Origin of the sequence: Trichococcus sp. (assembly GCF_049684335.1) — a bacterium.
Taxonomy (GTDB): Bacteria; Bacillota; Bacilli; order Lactobacillales; family Aerococcaceae; genus Trichococcus.
Window position 1 is genome coordinate 21273 of record NZ_JBAVFV010000032.1, and the last position, 17621, is coordinate 38893.

The 17621-nt window shown below is 43.6% G+C and carries 16 protein-coding genes; 2 read left to right on the forward strand and 14 right to left on the reverse strand.

The features are described from left to right. Positions 1–8 precede the first annotated feature (8 nt). The 6 genes from WBM30_RS05980 to WBM30_RS06005 are packed head-to-tail and all read right to left on the reverse strand — an operon-like array spanning position 9 to position 4747. A complete protein-coding gene (locus tag WBM30_RS05980) occupies positions 9–320 on the reverse strand; it encodes a V-type ATP synthase subunit F (RefSeq protein WP_424899834.1) in 312 nt (103 codons plus the stop codon). Next, complete coding sequence (locus WBM30_RS05985; protein WP_424899836.1) at positions 310–1317, reverse strand: V-type ATPase subunit; 1008 nt, start codon at positions 1315–1317, stop codon at positions 310–312. The genes WBM30_RS05980 and WBM30_RS05985 overlap by 11 nt, the downstream gene beginning before the upstream one ends. Before the next feature lie 12 nt (positions 1318–1329). Continuing rightward, the gene (locus tag WBM30_RS05990) at positions 1330–1920 is read right to left on the reverse strand and encodes a V-type ATP synthase subunit E (protein ID WP_424899837.1); all 591 of its coding nucleotides are present in this window, start codon (positions 1918–1920) and stop codon (positions 1330–1332) included. 50 nt (positions 1921–1970) lie between these two features. Continuing rightward, a complete protein-coding gene (locus tag WBM30_RS05995; protein WP_407701483.1) occupies positions 1971–2447 on the reverse strand; it encodes a V-type ATP synthase subunit K in 477 nt (158 codons plus the stop codon). Positions 2448–2475: 28 nt separating this feature from the next. After that, positions 2476–4440, reverse strand: coding sequence for a V-type ATP synthase subunit I (locus tag WBM30_RS06000; protein WP_424899838.1), 1965 nt, complete (start codon positions 4438–4440; stop codon positions 2476–2478). Continuing rightward, positions 4427–4747, reverse strand: a complete 321-nt coding sequence (locus WBM30_RS06005; protein WP_424899839.1) for a hypothetical protein — start codon at positions 4745–4747, stop codon at positions 4427–4429. Before WBM30_RS06005 ends, WBM30_RS06000 begins: the two co-directional genes overlap by 14 nt. 536 nt (positions 4748–5283) lie before the next feature. Here WBM30_RS06005 and WBM30_RS06010 point away from each other — a divergent pair. After that, positions 5284–5628 (forward strand): hypothetical protein, encoded by a 345-nt coding sequence (locus tag WBM30_RS06010; protein ID WP_424899840.1) that lies wholly within the window; start codon positions 5284–5286, stop codon positions 5626–5628. Between the two features lie 104 nt (positions 5629–5732). On the opposite strand, the gene cls is transcribed toward WBM30_RS06010, so the two are convergent. The 8 genes from cls to uvrB all read right to left on the reverse strand — a co-directional run bounded on the left by cls (position 5733) and on the right by uvrB (position 17065). Then, on the reverse strand, positions 5733–7181 hold the full coding sequence (gene cls, locus WBM30_RS06015) for a cardiolipin synthase (RefSeq protein WP_424899841.1): 1449 nt from the start codon (positions 7179–7181) through the stop codon (positions 5733–5735). Positions 7182–7301: 120 nt separating this feature from the next. Beyond that, positions 7302–7904: an energy-coupled thiamine transporter ThiT gene (locus WBM30_RS06020; RefSeq protein WP_424899842.1), complete on the reverse strand. Its 603-nt coding sequence runs from the start codon at positions 7902–7904 to the stop codon at positions 7302–7304. 60 nt (positions 7905–7964) lie between these two features. Further along, positions 7965–9644 (reverse strand): ribonuclease J, encoded by a 1680-nt coding sequence (locus tag WBM30_RS06025; protein WP_424899843.1) that lies wholly within the window; start codon positions 9642–9644, stop codon positions 7965–7967. A 383-nt stretch (positions 9645–10027) separates the two neighbouring features. Further along, complete coding sequence (locus tag WBM30_RS06030; protein WP_424899844.1) at positions 10028–11068, reverse strand: aspartate-semialdehyde dehydrogenase; 1041 nt, start codon at positions 11066–11068, stop codon at positions 10028–10030. 216 nt (positions 11069–11284) lie between these two features. Continuing rightward, on the reverse strand, positions 11285–11848 hold the full coding sequence (gene citX / locus WBM30_RS06035) for a citrate lyase holo-[acyl-carrier protein] synthase (protein WP_424899845.1): 564 nt from the start codon (positions 11846–11848) through the stop codon (positions 11285–11287). 485 nt (positions 11849–12333) lie between these two features. Next, complete coding sequence (gene pnp, locus WBM30_RS06040) at positions 12334–14442, reverse strand: polyribonucleotide nucleotidyltransferase (protein ID WP_424899846.1); 2109 nt, start codon at positions 14440–14442, stop codon at positions 12334–12336. A gap of 223 nt (positions 14443–14665) precedes the next feature. Further along, positions 14666–14935, reverse strand: coding sequence for a 30S ribosomal protein S15 (gene rpsO, locus WBM30_RS06045; RefSeq protein WP_086628176.1), 270 nt, complete (start codon positions 14933–14935; stop codon positions 14666–14668). 138 nt (positions 14936–15073) lie between these two features. Beyond that, a complete protein-coding gene (uvrB, locus tag WBM30_RS06050; protein WP_424899847.1) occupies positions 15074–17065 on the reverse strand; it encodes an excinuclease ABC subunit UvrB in 1992 nt (663 codons plus the stop codon). A gap of 261 nt (positions 17066–17326) precedes the next feature. Between uvrB and rpsT the strand changes: the two genes are divergently transcribed. After that, a complete protein-coding gene (rpsT, locus tag WBM30_RS06055; RefSeq protein ID WP_424899848.1) occupies positions 17327–17581 on the forward strand; it encodes a 30S ribosomal protein S20 in 255 nt (84 codons plus the stop codon). The last annotated feature ends 40 nt before the right edge of the window (positions 17582–17621 follow it).

Consider the following 17621-nt stretch of genomic DNA (forward strand, 5'->3'; position numbering starts at 1 on the left):
CCTCCAAATTATAAGATATTCTGTCCAACTGCTTTTTCCACATTTTCCTGAATGCGGCTTTTCCCGATATTCAACGTACCTTTATGGTTCGGAATCAGGATGATGGCCGGTTGGACACTGCTGTCATACCTGCGCACGGTATCAGGTATTTCTTTTGCCATTTCTTCCGTCAGATAAATGATCCCATAATTTTCCATCGCCAGGCGATCTACCGTTTCACGGGCAGCCTGGGCATTATGGCATGCAAATACTGCGAAGCCCAAAATCTTAAAAGGAAGGATGGAATCTTTGTCTCCCACAACTGCAATATTATGAGCCATATACAGGTCGCATCCTCTCTCTCAATATTTGTTCCTCTATCTGATTATCTTTACCCACTAAAATCAAGCGGATATTGGTGACTTCCTTCTCTTTGGCAAACAGATAACCCAACAAGGGAATCGGACCGAATGGTTGGTACAAGCCTTCCGCAACCAATTCATAGGTCAATTCATCCACAAGTTTATCAAGCTTCTGTGTGTCCACTTCATTTGTTGTCTCGGAAATCATATTGGATAAGCGCGTACCGTATTCTTTGCTGAAATAATATTTGCGCATGACCGCGCTTGGTCCGTTGATCGATTCTTCAATCAAATCGCGTTTCGAAATCGAACCTGAACTGGATAAGACCGTATAGAGAAAACCGCGGGGCTTATTTTGTTTCAGGCTTCGGATCATGGTCGAAAGGTTATAGAGGTCGATCATGCCATCCACTATTTTCGTGATGCTCGGATGTTGGAGCTTGTCGCTGATGGAACGCAGATGCCTGAAATAATAAGTGTCCATAAAGATAGTGGCCGCTTCGATGCGATGACCTTCATCGAAATCGCGGATCGCCTCTTGAACACCATCTATCAGAATCGGATGTTCGTCGTTGCCGTCGCCGGTTTCGACCAATTTCTTCAGACTGGCTATGGAATATTTGCCGATAGGGATCAACAGCTGCTCCAAATCTTCACCCGAAAAACGTTGTTTCAACAACACTTTCAGGTTGTGATAGGTATAGCGCAACGCGAATAATTCCACAATCTCAGCAACCGGCGTGATGCTGAACAATTCCTTATAGACTTCCGCCAGATGTTTCATGAGAAAACCTTCGAAATTTTTGTTCACCAGTGTTTCTTTCTCGTCAAACTCATAACCGGTACCTTTCAGAACATCCAAGGCGTCTTTTAAAGAAGAGGCTTTCAGCATCCGATCGTAATCCGCTTCCGCCAATAATTTTAATTCGTAGGTGCGAAGTATCGTATTGACGCCTTTGTAATCAATCTCTTGCATAGTGCCCCTCCTTTACTTTTCGTCTTGGAACGCTAAAGTCGCCAGCTCTGCTGCGAAGTCGTTCTTTACATCTTCAATCAGATCATCGAAGCAATAGTTGTAGTCGACTCCACTTTCCTGAAGGATGAATCCGGCTTTATTCGGAATGGTCTCCTCAGAAATCTTGACAGCAGGGTATTTGACCAACAGCTGTTGTAGCTCTTTCCCCTTAAAGTGAGCGATTGATTTTGCGCCTGGAACAATGCTGTAGGGTTTCGAATCGTCAGCTTGGGATAGCACCCCGTTAAGGAATTGCGCAAAATGGGTTTCATCCCACGTGTTCATTTTTTCTAAAGCTTGCTGGAAGACCGATTTCAGGATGACCTGTTTCTCTTTCAAAACAGCATTGCGCTCTTTATTCTTCAAGGTTTGTTGCTCACGATCAAAATCGTTGGCAACTTTTTTCAAAATGGCAGCTTTGCGCGCCTTTTGTTGTTCAACCAGAGTCAATCTGCTCTCTTCTATCTTTGCGACAGAAATTTTTTCAGCATCCTCCAGTTTGCTTTGTCCTTTTGCTTTTGTCTTATTCAGGATCTGTTCAGACAAGGATTGTAGATCTTTCACGCTTTCTCATCTCCTTACTTTTTCTTAAATTCTTCTGGAGCTTTTGAGAATTAAGCGTTCAATACCAACAAGAATGATGTAACGAATCCTAGGATCGCATACGTTTCAACCATGGCAGCATAGATGATCCCTTTTGTGTTGTGCTCTTCTCGTTTAGCCAAGATCTGCAGACCTGCTGTAGATACACGGCCTTGTGCGATACCTGAAGTCAAACCTGTGATTGCGATAGGCAGACCGGCCATTAGATAATACATTCCTTGTGCAACAGTCATTTCAGGAGACATTTGCAGATAAATCAAGAATCCGATAACGAAACCGTACAAACCTTGCGTACCAGGTAACAGTTGCAGAATCAATGATTTACCGAATTTTTCCGGTTGTTCCTTGATCAATGCAGCAGCGGCTTCACCACACATACCGACTCCTTTTGCCGAACCCGTGCCCGCCAATCCGACCGCCAAAGCGACGCCTAAAGCTGCGAACATCATGCCACCGTTGTTATCGATGAAATATTGTAACCATGTCATATTTTCCATTTTATAATTCCTCCAATAGTTAAGCTTCTTTTTTATTTTTTAAGTAAATGTATTTCTCTTCTGTCTTCAACGGCTGCAAGGCTCTTCCGCCACCTTCGTAAAACTTGCCGAAAAATTCGACAAAAGCTAGTCGAGCGCCATGCACATAGGCACTCAGCATGGACAACCCGAAGTTGATGGTGTGCAACAAAACAAACAATACAGCACCGATAGTGAATCTTGCCCATATTGGCATAAAATCGATGATCATATTAAAGGCTACCGCGATACTGCCGCCGGATACGCCTAAGGCCATCAGGCGGGTATAACTGACTATGTCGCCGATATAGCTTGTGATTCCATACAAATTATACAATCCGGCGCCTACCCCCAACGCTTTGTTATCCGATGCCATAGCTGTAGCAAGCACGATCGCGACTGCGCTAGTGATGGCGACAGCTGCTCCAACCGTCACAAGGACTTGGCTCGGGAAAAGCATCTTTCCGAACAGGATGAAAATGAGCCCCACAAAAATCCCCAACCAGCCAATACTGCCGGAAATCGCACCCAGCGGATCATTGTCGCGCAAGGATAAATAGGTCTTGATGCCCAGACCGAACATAATCTGAACAACACCGAACACTACCGATATCAACAGAATCGTATTGGCATCATTGCTCGTGGACAGGAGCACATACGGCAATTCAAGACCGAAGAAAGAGCCGTAGACCAATCCCCACAATATGGCTGGATAGGACAGGATGTGAAAGAACAGCAGATTGGTGCGCATACCTTTATTGAAGTTCAGAAACTTCAATGCCAGTAATGTTCCGATAAGGAGCAACAGACCGTATCCGACATCCGCAATCATCATCCCAAAGAACAACAGATAGAAAGGGGTCAATAGTGGCGTTGGGTCTATTTCGTCATATTTCGGCAAACTGTACATGGCAGTGATATTTTCGAAAGGAGTGACCAGCTTATTGTTCTTCAAAACGGTTGGAATGAGCGAAACATCAGAACCGTCAGCATCATCAACCGTCAGTGCGTATTCATTCTCTGCGACAGTATCAGTCAACGCCAGCTTGATTTCTTTGACTTTATCTTCCTCAAGCCATCCCTGGATAACGAAGAGATGTTTCTCATTGACCAATAATTGTTGGCTTTTGATCCGCTGCAGTTTTGCATAATAAAACTCGGACAGTAGCATTAACTGCCACTCTTCTTCTTTCATGTCGGAAAGAGCCACCAACAACTGTTTGTTTGCCTCACGATTATCCTGAATGCGGTTTTGAGCATCCGCCAATGCCTCTGCAGGCGGCAAATCATACTCATACGTTAAAGCTTGGAAATGATTGCTGTCCAACAAAGCATTTACATCCATAACTTTTGACGGATCATAGAAAATCACCGCTCCAAATGATTCTTTATTCTGGAAGATTTCTTCCGCATAGACAAGTGGATTGGAAGTCACGTTTGTGATGTAATCGTTGGAGAGCGTCTGAGGAATCGTGCCCACTTTGACCGCGATATGTTCAAATGCTGCTGTATCTCTCGGATTGAATGATAATTTTTTCCATAAAAGCAGAAAATCCTCTTGTTCATAAAGATGTTTTTTAGCATCTTCGAGTTTCTTCTGTTCGGCTTTCAGACCCAACACTTTATCCAGAACAGTGTCGGAAGAAAATTCGCCCACAGCCTTTTCCAGTTCTTCCAAAGACAAGGATTGTCTAGGGGTTGTATACTGTTTGATCAAAGACTCTTTCTTCAGATACGATTTCAAGAAAGATAAGGCTTCCGTGACATTTTCAAGATAACTTTCAGTCTTCTTGATGTTTTGTTCAATTGACTCTCGTTCTTTAGGCAATATGGATTGCAAATTTTCTTTTGCAGCAGGCAAATCGATGACCTCTAAGCTTTGCAATGTCTGGATAGCCGTCAATAGCTGCTCTTTTTTTTCGTGAAAAGAAATGAGAGTAATTTTTTTCATTTTAGCGATTGCCATATTTCCTCATCACCTCCCCAATTACGGCATTCACAAGTTCTTCTTCTTTCGCTGCAAACCGAGTCTGCAATTTTTCGATTTCCGATTTTTCACTTTCTGCGGAAGCGTTCTTGAGAATTGCCAGTTGCTCTGATTTTTTCGCAAGTTCTTCGGACTGAAAAGTAGCTAACTCTTTTTCGATATTCCTTTTCATTTCGCCTATTTTATCTTGCGTGTTCTGTTCCAGTTTGCGCAGTTTGTTCTGATAATCCAATTCCAGATCAGTTGCTTCCTGCTCAATCTTTTTTACTTCATCAAATATTTGCATCTTTCATTCCACCTCCGTCCCTCATTTGATTCTCCTTCGGAAAAATAATCTTTTTTCCAATCAGTAATTTCATTATACAGTTAATGTAAAGGCCGTTCAAATCTAATTGAACGCCCTTTTCAGCGTTTTCAATAACCACCGCAGTTTCATTAATAGGAAGAAACTTTCTCAAATTCTTTCAAAATATTAAAATGAACATTTTGTGAACAAAAATCCCCCAGAAGCATGCGTCACATGCAAGCCCTCATCAGGAGTCTCTTTTTCGGCTTATTTTATTACGGTTATTCCTGCAAGTGATGAGAGTATCTTTTTCCCTCTTTCACAGTTAATGTGTGTCCAACAATTGTTTTCATGACTCTACTTTACTTGATAACGAGGAAAGTTTGGACCATTTCCGGCCGAAACGACAAAACTGCAAGGTGAGTTGCATGCCTGCTGTCCTGAGTTTTTTTGAGCGCAAAATAAATAGCTTGCAAAAAAGAACAGATGTTCTTATAATAAAGATACAAGACAAACACACGTTCGGAGGAACCAACATGCAAAACTACATCTATCCGGTATCCAATAATAATCACACTCCTTCCAAAAAATCATATCTGCGCCCACTCTCATCCGTCCAATCCATTAATGAAGCCATCCTGGACAAAGTAATGCCGATTCATCAGGTTGTCCGTTTCGCTAATCAAGCCTTTGAAAACTACACCCAGGTGTATGTTGTGATCGAAGAAAAACAGGGACCGAAATCATATACAAGGACATTGGTTTGGGGCATATTCAATTCCCGCGTAACCCCGAAAAGACAAGTAATGTTCACAACCGCCGACAAAAAAGTGACTTACCTGCTGAATATCAGTCAAATATTGGCAATCCAACTCGGTTAATCCTTATCAGTTAATGGTATATTCATATACAAAAAGGAGTGCAAGGCATGCCGTTAAAGACGGGTGCCTTGTACTCCTTTTTTCGTTTCAAGTACACTTGAGTTCTAAAGTATCGGTGACAGCAATCTGGAAAAAGCTTGCTTGAATTTCCGACCTCTCGATTGTTTTGCGAAATAGTCATGGGTTGCACGGATGCACTTTTCCTGATCTTCATCAAAATTCGCGATCAATTCTTCAGCTACTTCACGATCGTAAATAAAGGCATTGATTTCAAAATTCAGTTTGAAGCTGCGCACATCCATATTTGCAGTGCCTACTGATACAATTTCATTGTCGACCACCATCACCTTTGAATGCAGGAAACCGTTCTGATACATATAGACTTCGGCACCATACTCTATGATGTCTTTGGAAAAATATTCCGTTGCCCGATAGACGAAAGGATGATCCGGCTTCGAAGGAATCATGATTTTGACTTTTACACCGGATAAGGCCGCAATTTTGAGCATTTCATGCAGACTCTCGTCAGGTATAAAATAAGGTGTCTGTATATAGATTGATTCTTTCGCTTGGCTGATCATCTTCAGGAAACCCATTTTGATTGTCTGATCTTCGTCATCCGGTCCACTTGCTACAATCTGCATAGCTGTATCGCCTTTTTTATCGGCAATCGGGAAATAAGCCTCTGCATAATCTTTTCGATTCTTAAGTTTAGCAACCGCATTCCAGTCCATGAAGAAACGACTTTGAAGCGTCAGGACCGCATTACCTTCTATTTTCATATGCGTATCCCGCCATTCGCCGAGTTCCCCTTTCCCCAGATACTCGTCACCGATATTGAATCCCCCAAGATAAGCAACTTTCGCGTCCACCACCATTATTTTGCGATGGTTACGATAGTTCATCCGCAAATTGACGAAAGGTATTTTTGATCCAAAAAACACTTCCGTCTTTCCGCCTAATTTTTCCAGGTTATTGAAAAATTTTGAATCATTCCCTCTGCAACCCATCGCGTCATAAACGACAAGAACCTCCACACCGGCTGCCGCCCTGTCTTCCAATGCCGCCAGAACGCGTTTACCCAACTCGTCTGAGCGAAAAGTGTAATAAAGCATGTGCACATGATTTTCAGCTTTGTAGATGTCCTGCACGAGCGCATCAAACACACCTTCACCGGTCTTGAATATTTCAAGTTTGTTCCCCTTAGTCAAAATGGATTCATCACTTTCCAGAAACAGGATAGCTGTTTTTTGTGCATAGTCGGTTTCGACCAAACCTTGCGCCAGATCTTGATCCTCCAGCATCTCAATTTGGACTTTCGCCAACTGGGACATCCCCAAGCTTTTTTGAGTGCGCATATCATAGATGTTTTCTTTTGACATCTTTTTCCCTATAAAGAGATAGATGATGAAACCCGCCACCGGCAGCAGGTTTAACGTCAACAACCATGCCCAAGTGGCAGCGACATCCCTTTTTTCTTTAAAGACGGTGATGATTGCACCGATTGTATTTAAAATGATGATTACCGTAAATATCATTGACCAAATACTCATAAGACCACTCCAAATCAATAAAATGACAAAATATGTTACCCACTAATGATAGCACACGAGCCCATAAAAACAGAAAGACGAAGTCCGGATAATTAAAATCCGTGCTTCGTCTTCGATTTTTTAATCATTCAACAGTTTTGATTTTTCTTTTCTGCTCAGGAAACGGCTGCCTTTTGGGATGTACGCTTTAGGCGCGAATTTTGCGATCAACACCAGAACGACTGCGCTAAAGGCAAAAGTTGCCGCAAACGATAGCGCCTGTTCCGGAAGAAAATGCGCAAAGGCAGAAACACCAGCAGGAACTGCTTCCTCGCTGAGGAATATGTCCGAAATCAGTGCCCAAACAAAATAGACAAGCGTTCCGAAAAAGGATGCTGTCACTATGTTCAAGGCGGCATTCGGAAAACGTTTATTGTTCAATGTGCGTTGCGTGAATTTCGCGAAAAAACCGGCGATACCCACGAAAACGAACGGTGCTGCTTGGGTCAGGATATCTGCGGCGACATCCACCCCCGCTCCTTTGAGCGCAAATAAAGCAAGGCCAGTCAGTGTTCCTGAAACCAGACCAAGCAATATTCCTCTGCGGAGAGAAATGAAAAGCAACGGCAACAAAGCAAGCACAATAGTGTATTCTCCCAATGGAATGGTCACATATGCCAAGGCGATTGCGAGGACAGCAAACAAAGCTGCCTCCACCCAAGCCTTCATACTATTAGAACCCATAAAGATGAATCTCCCCTTTTCAACAACGATCCGTTTTATTGCCTTTACGGCAAACGGACATCAACTCTTCTTCTGATAATTGGATGCTTCCATGATGATCGGTAAAATGACCGGTTTGCGCTTCGTCTTTTCAAAAAGATAACGACTCAACGAATCACGTATCTCTTGTTTCAACTTGGCCCAATCAAAGTCTTTTGTATGCAAATTAGCTTCTACTACTTCCCTGACGATATTCGAACTTTCTTTGACAAGTTCTTCGCTCGCTTTCATATAGACGAAGCCACGCGAAACGATTTCCGGACCCGACAAAATTTTGTTCAATCTTCTGGAAATCGTCACAACAACAACATAGATGCCATCTTCCGACAACAGCTTGCGGTCGCGCAAAACAATATTGCCGATATCGCCAACGCCAATGCCATCAATCAATACATTACCGGCTGGGACCTGTCCCGTCATATGCATACGGCCTTTTGCAAATTCGATGACGTCACCTTTGCCAGGGATGAATATGTTTTTGAACGGAATGCCGACTTCATTCGCCAACTGGGCATGTGCAGCCTGCATCCGATACTCCCCTTGGACAGGCACGAAATACATAGGTCGAAGCAAGTTGATCATCAATTTCAAATCGTTAGGCGAAGCGTGTCCGGATGCTTTGTACGTTCCCGATATTTCCCGCACGGATGCACCGGCTCGGTAAATTAAATTTTTGGTTTTTGCGACTGTTGTTTCCATCGCTGTCGAAGGTGTAGTCGTGATGTAAACCAAATCGCCTTCTTTAAGATTCACTTGTTTGTGTCTGCCTTTGGACATCCGCTGCAATGCTTCCAACGGTTCCCCGCTGTTGCCGGTTTCCAGCACCAAGACTTGACCGTCACGGTAATCATTAATGTTTTTTACATTTACAAGCAGATCCGGAGTCGGCAAGACTAGTTTTCCTAGTTTCATGGCAACATCGACAGTCTCAACCAAAGCTGGTCCTGTCAAAAATATTTTGCGGTTAGCTTGGAGTGCGACATCAAAAACTTGCTGAATGCGCAAAATATTGCTTGCCACACAGGATACAATGATTCGTCCCTCAGCATTGATGAAGGTATCAAGCATTTCTTCCTCAATCTTGCGGTCACTGACATTTTCCGTAGTTGACTCGGCATCTCCGGAATCGCTCAATAGCGCCAAAACTTTGCCTTCGCCGATATCCGTAATTTTGCCGTAATCAGTCCGATACATCGGAGATGCGCTTTGATCAAACTTGAAGTCACCTGTATAGACGACGCTGCCTTCTTCCGTCTTCACACAAATCCCTACAGAATCAGGAATCGTATGCGTGGTTCTGAAGAATCGGACGCTGGTATTTTCAAATTCAATTTCAGTGTTCTCATCGATGACATGGTAATCTTCAAAGCCAGTAGCCAATCCGGTTGACTCAACCGCCAGTTTAGCCAGCGCAATCGTCAAACCAGTACCAAATACGGGTGCATCGATATTCTGCAATAAATAAGGCAATGCTCCTACAGCATCCGCATGCCCATGCGTCAAGAAAATACCCGCTATCTTATTTTTGTTTTCCTCCAGATACGTGAAATCAGGAATGACCACATCAATTCCCAACAATTCGTTTTCTGGATAGAGCAAACCGCAATCCAATACAAAAATTAAATCGTCCACTTCCACTAAATACATGTTTTTACCGCTTTCTCTCACACCTCCGAGAGAAATTATTCTTACTTTACTCATTGTACCACCTCTTATTTTTCAGCTTTCTATGCTGTTATCTATTTTGATCGTTTGAATGCCTTTCTCCGTATTTTCGTCCCTGAAAATCAGCACTGCTGCTTTGCTGAGCTGCCTTCAGGGTCTACAAGCGAATGCGTCTTCTTCGCATTCGGCTAAACGTGACCGATATCCTCTCTGTTATATTATACATGATTATTGGCAAAATTGTAGCATTTGCTTCAGTTTCTGTTTTGGTTTTCTGAAAGTGAAAAAAAAGACCTCTCAAAAAGAACGGACCGGGAACGATGTTTCATCAAACACCCTTTACGGCCCACCCTTTGACAGGTCTTGTCATATTCATTTTCGTCAGATGGTGCGGACTAACTCATTCGCATTTAAAAATTCTAGAGAAGGCCCATTTCGATCATTTTTTCGGCGATCTGTACAGAATTCCAGGCAGCACCCTTCAACAGGTTATCGGAAACAACCCACATATGGAAACCATTGTCGACATCCACATCTTTACGGATACGTCCGACAAATGTTTCATTCTTACCGACTGATTCGCGGGCGGTAGGATAGATTTGATTCGCTGTATCATCCTGAAGCACAACTCCAGGAGCATCTTTCAGCACTTCCCAGATATCTGCGACAGAAACATTTTTGTCGTCCACTTCAAAATAGACGGATTCCGAGTGTCCGGACATCACGGGGATGCGCACACAAGTTGCAGAAACTTTGATGTCCTTGTCACCCATGATTTTTTTTGTTTCGTTGATCATTTTCCACTCTTCATACGTGTAGCCACCTTCGCTGAACACATCAATTTGCGGTAAAGCGTTGAACGCGATCGGGAAATGCTTCTTATCGCCACCACAAGGTAAAATATTCGCAACTGGTTCTTCACCGTTCAGGACCGCTTGGGTTTGAGCTTTCAATTCTTCCAAAGCATGTAGGCCAGCTCCACTTACCGCTTGGTATGTGGAGACGATGACGCGATCCAAACCAAATTTTTCGCGGATTGGCTGCAAAGCTACAACCATCTGAATAGTGGAGCAGTTTGGATTAGCAATCAGCCCTTTGTGTTTGCGCAAGTCTTCCGGATTCACTTCCGGAACAACCAACGGCGTTTCCGGATCCATACGAAAAGCACTCGTATTGTCGATGACAATGGCTCCAGCTTTGATGGCTGCAGGGGAGAATTGTTTCGTGATGCCGCCCCCAGCACTGAATAAGGCAATGTCGATGCCTTCAAATGAGTCGTCGGTCGTTTCTTCAATCTGCAATTCTTGTCCGCGGAAAGTCTTCACTTTGCCTACAGACCTTTTAGAAGCCAACAACTTCAAAGTTTTTATCTTAAAAGAAGCATTTTCCAACAAGCCTAGCATTTTTTCTCCAACAGCACCTGTAGCACCTACAATGGCAACATTATACTCTTTCATCATCGATCCCTCACTCATTCATTTTCTGTATTATCTATTTTTTTAGGATTTGGATATCCTTCACTTAAGCATTTTACCATACTTTATTAGAATTTTTTAATCTATTTTTTATTTACAATAAAAAATATTCCAAGCAGAAACCCTGTCCGGGATCTCTGCTTGGAATGCTGACTATTTTATTGTTTCCGATGATTTCGTGGATTTTCTGGATAAGGTTTCTTAATCTAATCGGACTCTTCCGTCCTCCTGCAGTATGGATTCAATTTTTTTCTGAATTTCGTCCCTACTGTGCACATTCGCATTTTCGCATTCGAATGCTTCATCCCCACAAACCATGCACGTTCTCGGTTCATAGCCTATTTCCATTCGTTGCACCTCAATCATCTTGCCTTCTTCCAGATAAAACACGCTGATCGTGAACAGCTGGCCGAGCAAACTGCCGTCTTCTATCATGATGGCGGCTTGCTTCACGGCAGTTGGATAGGTATCGACGACGACAAAGTATTCCGGACCCGTATCCAAGTCCATCAATTTTTCATAGGTGACTTTCCATTTATTTGTTTGAATCGCATTTTTTACTTCTTGGATGCCGATTTCAGAAATCTGTCTAACGATGGCATTATATTTGACTGGTCCAGGAATATTGCATTTAAGGGAAATCAAAGTCTGGTTTGCGTTCGTTTTGCTGATTTCTTCTTCAAAAAAGGCACGTTGTTCCCTCGAGGCCAACACTTCCTTGAGCGTCGGCATTTGACCTTGCGAGAAAATAGATTCTGGCACCATTGCACTCATCCTTTACTGTTTTATTTTGTTCCCTGATGATACCATTATTTGTAACAAAAGCTTACATGGAAGCTTCGCGATATCCACAATTTTAATTTAATATAAAAGAGTCCTGGAGGTGAAATTTGAACCATTATTTGACTTTGCTTCCGATTGCACAGAGAGAATCATGAGGTCACAAAAACATTTAAAGCGCTTTCATTAACGAAGACGATATAAGCAGAAAATATATCCATAAAATGTAGCCGTAAAAATTTGTTTCTCTTTACACTATAATAACGCTTTTATGAAAAAAATTCATTGATTTAATATTAAAATCTATTATTAATCAATATTACTCTATTAGTCAGGATTATTAGAATAACTGTGAGCAGCTTTCTTTCGGGCACGGATCCTAACTACAATCAGCAAAAAAACAGGCATCGCCTTCGTTTGTGAAGGTTATGCCTGTTCTTTGCGTACAGTATTATTCTGTTATAAGCAGTTTACTTTTCTTCCTTAGTCAAAAGTGCTTTACGGGAAAGATTGATTCTGCCTTGTCTATCGACTTCAATAACCTTGACTTTGACTTTGTCGCCGATTGCCAGGACGTCTTCAACTTCTTTGACACGCTCGTTAGCCAATTCGGAGATGTGGACCATACCGTCTTTGCCTTTTGTGATTCCGACGAATGCACCGAATTTTTCGATACGTTTTACAGTACCTTCGTAGATTTCGCCGACCTTCACTTCATGCGTCAATTCTTCGATGATTTGTTTCGCACGGGCAATCATCGCCGTATCAGCTGAAGCGATACTCACGTTACCTTCTTGATCGATGTCGATCTTCACGCCGGTTTCTTCGATAATGCTGTTGATCGTATCTCCACCTTTACCGATGACGACTTTGATCTTATCAGGTTTGATTTGCATCATTTCGATCTTCGGAGCATATTGGGACAACTCTTCGCGAGGAGCTGCAATCGTGCTTGTCAGCTCAGCAAGGATTTCCATCCGCGCTTTTTTCGCTTGCATCAACGCTTCAGTCAGGATTTGTTCGGTGATTCCTTGGATTTTGATGTCCATCTGCAGCGCAGTGATGCCTTCGCTTGTTCCGGCAACTTTGAAGTCCATGTCGCCCAGGTGGTCTTCAAGTCCTTGGATGTCCGTCAAGACTGTGTAGTTTTCGCCTTCCATCACTAAGCCCATCGCGATACCCGCTACCGGTGCTTTGATCGGTACACCGGCATCCATCATTGCCAGCGTGCTGGCGCAGATGCTTGCTTGTGAAGAGGACCCATTGGATTCCAATACTTCCGAAACCAAACGGATTGTGTATGGGAACTCGGCTTCAGTCGGGATGACTTGTTTCAATGCGCGTTCACCCAAAGCACCATGGCCGATTTCGCGGCGTCCAGGGCTTCCTGCTCTGCCGGTGCTGCCGACCGAGAATTGTGGGAAGTTGTAATGGTGGATGAATCGTTTGCTGTCTACCAGACCCAGGCCATCGATGATCTGATGTTCGCCCAGCGGAGCCAATGTACAAGTGGACAACGCTTGCGTCTGTCCACGCGTGAACAAACCGGAACCGTGTACGCGCGGCAATAAACCGACTTCTGAAGCCAACGGACGGATCTCGTCGATTTTACGGCCATCAGGACGGATTTTATCGACTGTGATCAAACGGCGTACTTCGTCTTTTTCCATGTCTTCCACGATTTGGCGGACTTCTTTGGAGATTTTTGCAAAGTTGGCGTCATCCAGATACTTTTCGTTGAAGAACACGATTGCTTCAGCTTTCACATCTTCAATAGCGGCTTCACGAGCCAATTTCTCTTCTGTCATGATGGCTGCCGTCATTTTTTCGCCATAAGCAGCGGTAACTTCGGCTACAAGTTCAGGATTCAAAGACAAAAGTTTGACTGCCATTTTTTCCTTGCCGACTTCAGCTACAATTTTATCTTGGAAATCGCATAATTCTTGGATTGCTTTGTGGCCGAACATCAATGCCCCAAGCATATCTTCTTCATTAACCATTGCAGCACTGCTCTCAACCATGTTGATGGCAATTCTTGAACCAGCAACGGTCAATTCGATATCGGATGCTTCATTCTGTGGAGCGGTAGGATTCAATACATATTCGCCATCCACGCGGCCTACATTGACTCCAGCGATCGGTCCGTAGAACGGAATGTCGGAAATCGCCAACGCCAACGAGGAACCGAACATAGCAGCCATTTCAGGCGCGCAATCCTGTTCAACGGACATGACAACGTTTGTGATCTGCACTTCGTTACGGAATCCTTCAGGGAACATCGGGCGGATCGGACGGTCGATCAAACGCGCCGTCAACGTTGCGTTTTCACTTGGGCGGCCTTCACGCTTAATGAATCCTCCAGGTATTTTACCGACTGAATACATTTTTTCTTCATAGTTCACAGTCAATGGGAAGAAATCGGTATCTTTTGGTTCTCTTGAACCTACAGCAGCCGTCAATACGACAGTGTCTCCGTATCTCACCAATACCGCACCATTGGCTTGCTTAGCCAATTGGCCGATTTCGACTTGCAGCAAACGACCTGCCCAGTCCATTTGGAACACTTTTTTTTCTGACATGTTATCATTCTCCTTTTGCGATGCTTCCCATCTACCAACTACTAAACAAATGTCAACCTACTGATGCTGATAAGCTCACATTTGTATAGTAGCGGTCTGTAGAGCGGGAGCCTCATTCCATTATAGCTGATTGCTCAGCATTTTTGCACTCATTGTCCAAAAAATCCCAAAAAATAAGCGAGATTCACAGTGGAATCTCGCTTCATATATCTTAGCCACGAAATTAACGACGTAAGCCTAATTTTTGGATTAGTTCACGGTAGCGGGGAACGTCTTTGTTACGCAAGTAAGCCAACAAATTACGACGGTGTCCAACTTTTTTCATTAAACCACGGTAAGAATGGTGGTCTTTTTTGTGAACGCGTGCGTGCTCGTTCAAGTGGTTGATTTCATACGTAAGAACTGCGATTTGCACTTCAGGGGATCCAGTATCTCCTTCGTGAATAGCGTATTCTTTGATGATTTCATTTTTAAGTTCTTTTGAAATTGCCATTTTTTTCACCTCTTTCATAAAGTTACCTTTAACTGAGTAAAACGTTGGTGATTCGCTTAACCAAGTTGAAGGTCGTATATATAATACATGGAACAGTTTAACGTAATTCCTTACCGATTGCAAGTGAAAATCACTTTTTTATAAACCTTTGTATTCGGCTTTCAGCTCCAATACCATGTCACGGATTTCTGCCGCTTTTTCAAAATTGAGGGCTTTGGCGGCTTCCCGCATTTCCCTATCCAGTTGGTCGAGCGCTTCGCGGCGTTGTTCCATCGTCATCGCCTTATAGATGCTCAAAATGCTGACGTCCCCATCAGCATCTTCAGGTGTATGCGAGATGCTGATGCGGTCACGAACTTCTTTGATGATTGTTTTCGGTGTGATACCATGCTTAATGTTGTAGGCTTCTTGTGTCGCGCGGCGCCTGTTCGTTTCAAATATGGCTCGCTCCATGGAATCCGTTATGCGGTCCGCATACATGATGACTTTCCCGTTCTCATTGCGGGCTGCTCTTCCGATCGTCTGGACAAGCGAGCGTTCACTCCGCAGGAAGCCTTCTTTGTCGGCATCCAAGATGGCGACAAGAGAAACCTCGGGAACATCCAATCCTTCCCGTAATAGGTTGATGCCGATCAATACATCAAATTCTCCCAAACGAAGATTGCGGATGATTTCTGCACGCTCCATCGTTTTGATTTCGCTGTGCAGATAATTCACTTTGATGCCGACTTCCTTCAGATAATCGGTCAAGTCTTCCGACATCTTCTTCGTCAAAGTAGTGATGAATACCCGTTCATTTCGTTCGACGCGCAAATTGATTTCACTGATCAGATCATCGATCTGACCTTTGATCGGACGCACTTCCACAATCGGATCCAACAAGCCCGTTGGACGGATGATCTGTTGGGCCACATAAGGGCTTTGTTCATATTCGTAAGGGCCCGGTGTCGCTGAAATATAGAGAATCTGGTTGACTCGTTCCTCGAATTCCTTCAACATCAACGGGCGATTATCCAAGGTGCTCGGCAGACGGAAGCCGTATGCCACCAGCTGTTCTTTCCGCGAGCGGTCACCATTGTACATACCGCGGATTTGCGACATCGTGATGTGCGACTCGTCGATGACTGTCAAATAATCATCAGGAAAAAAGTCGAGCAACGTGTATGGAGGCTCACCAGGAGCGCGCCCATCCATATGTCTGGAATAGTTTTCGATTCCGTTGCAGTATCCCATTTCCATCAACATTTCCATGTCGTAGTTGGTGCGCTGTTCCAAGCGTTGGGCTTCCAGCAGTTTGTTTTCTTCACGCAGCACTTTTAGACGATCCTTCAATTCTGCCCGAATCATGTCGACTGCATGTAAGGTCTTTTCTTCATTTGCCACGAAGTGAGTGGCCGGGAAAATGGGGAAATGCTCGACATCGTTCTTTATTTCTCCAGTCAGCACATCGACTTCCCTGATCCTATCAATCTCATCCCCAAAAAACTCGACACGGATAGCCTCGTTGTCGCGGGATGCCAGAAAAATTTCGACCACATCCCCACGCACGCGGAACGATCCGCGCCGAAAATCGATATCATTGCGTTCAAACTGCATTTCCACCAACCGGCGCAACAGTTCATTCCGTTCCATCTCCATCCCTTGCCTCAACGATAAGGTATGCTCTTTATAGTCCAGTGGATTCACTAGACCATAGATGCAGGATACGGAAGCCACAACAATGACGTCCCGTCTTTCCAGCAAGGAACTGGTGGCGGAATGCCGCAGTTTATCTATTTCATCATTTACGCTGGATTCTTTTTCTATATAAGTATCACTTGAGGGGACATATGCTTCGGGTTGGTAATAGTCATAGTAACTCACAAAATATTCGACGGCGTTATTCGGAAAAAACTCCTTCAATTCGCCGTACAATTGCCCTGCCAACGTTTTGTTGTGTGCGATGACAAGCGTCGGCTTGTTTACTTCCTGGATGACGTTCGCTACCGTAAAAGTCTTACCGGTCCCAGTCGCGCCCAACAATGTTTGCGCCCGTCTGCCCAGATTCAACCCGTCGACGAGCTCTTTGATGGCTTCCGGCTGATCACCGCTTGGCTGGTAGGGGGAAACTAATTCAAAATGATCTTTCATATGGATGATTCACCTCTTCACTTACTGTTGACATTATTCTACCACCCAAACATACTTTCGTACACTTTGGAGCTTTCGGCATCGCCTGGCCCGATTTTGACCCAAAAATTTCAAAATATGTATCTCAAAATTCCAGCTCGCTGGGATTAAAAAGGAATCTCTTTCATTTTTTATTGCACAACCCTCCAAAATTATGTATAATATGGCATGTTGGCAAAACAGCCTAATAGTTATAGAAATAAGGAAAGAGGGGTGAACCCAATGCCAAATATCGATTCAGCAATCAAACGCGTTCGCACTAGCGAAAAAGCTAACCTAAAAAACAACGCTCAAAAGAGTGCTATGCGTTCAGCTATCAAAAAATTTGAAGCTGCAGTAGCAGAAAGCGCTGAAAATAGCGAAGAATTATTAAAGGCAGCAGTTAAATCTATCGATTCAGCAGCTTCTAAAAACTTAATTCATCAAAACAAAGCGTCTCGCGACATTTCTCGTTTAACTAAAAAATTAGCAAAATAATTTTTTGATTTAAGAGACTTCAAAACGTAAGGCCGAAGAC

Excerpts from the sequence above, each read along its gene's own strand:
- WBM30_RS05980 (WP_424899834.1), bottom strand. The coding sequence starts at position 320 with ATGGCTCATAATATTGCAGTTGTGGGAGACAAAGATTCCATCCTTCCT.
- WBM30_RS05985 (WP_424899836.1), bottom strand. The coding sequence starts at position 1,317 with ATGCAAGAGATTGATTACAAAGGCGTCAATACGATACTTCGCACCTAC.
- WBM30_RS05995 (WP_407701483.1), bottom strand. The coding sequence starts at position 2,447 with ATGACATGGTTACAATATTTCATCGATAACAACGGTGGCATGATGTTC.
- WBM30_RS06000 (WP_424899838.1), bottom strand. The coding sequence starts at position 4,440 with ATGGCAATCGCTAAAATGAAAAAAATTACTCTCATTTCTTTTCACGAA.
- WBM30_RS06005 (WP_424899839.1), bottom strand. The coding sequence starts at position 4,747 with ATGCAAATATTTGATGAAGTAAAAAAGATTGAGCAGGAAGCAACTGAT.
- WBM30_RS06010 (WP_424899840.1), top strand. The coding sequence starts at position 5,284 with ATGCAAAACTACATCTATCCGGTATCCAATAATAATCACACTCCTTCC.
- cls (WP_424899841.1), bottom strand. The coding sequence starts at position 7,181 with ATGAGTATTTGGTCAATGATATTTACGGTAATCATCATTTTAAATACA.
- WBM30_RS06020 (WP_424899842.1), bottom strand. The coding sequence starts at position 7,904 with ATGGGTTCTAATAGTATGAAGGCTTGGGTGGAGGCAGCTTTGTTTGCT.
- WBM30_RS06025 (WP_424899843.1), bottom strand. The coding sequence starts at position 9,644 with ATGAGTAAAGTAAGAATAATTTCTCTCGGAGGTGTGAGAGAAAGCGGT.
- WBM30_RS06030 (WP_424899844.1), bottom strand. The coding sequence starts at position 11,068 with ATGATGAAAGAGTATAATGTTGCCATTGTAGGTGCTACAGGTGCTGTT.
- citX (WP_424899845.1), bottom strand. The coding sequence starts at position 11,848 with ATGGTGCCAGAATCTATTTTCTCGCAAGGTCAAATGCCGACGCTCAAG.
- pnp (WP_424899846.1), bottom strand. The coding sequence starts at position 14,442 with ATGTCAGAAAAAAAAGTGTTCCAAATGGACTGGGCAGGTCGTTTGCTG.
- rpsO (WP_086628176.1), bottom strand. The coding sequence starts at position 14,935 with ATGGCAATTTCAAAAGAACTTAAAAATGAAATCATCAAAGAATACGCT.
- uvrB (WP_424899847.1), bottom strand. The coding sequence starts at position 17,065 with ATGAAAGATCATTTTGAATTAGTTTCCCCCTACCAGCCAAGCGGTGAT.
- rpsT (WP_424899848.1), top strand. The coding sequence starts at position 17,327 with ATGCCAAATATCGATTCAGCAATCAAACGCGTTCGCACTAGCGAAAAA.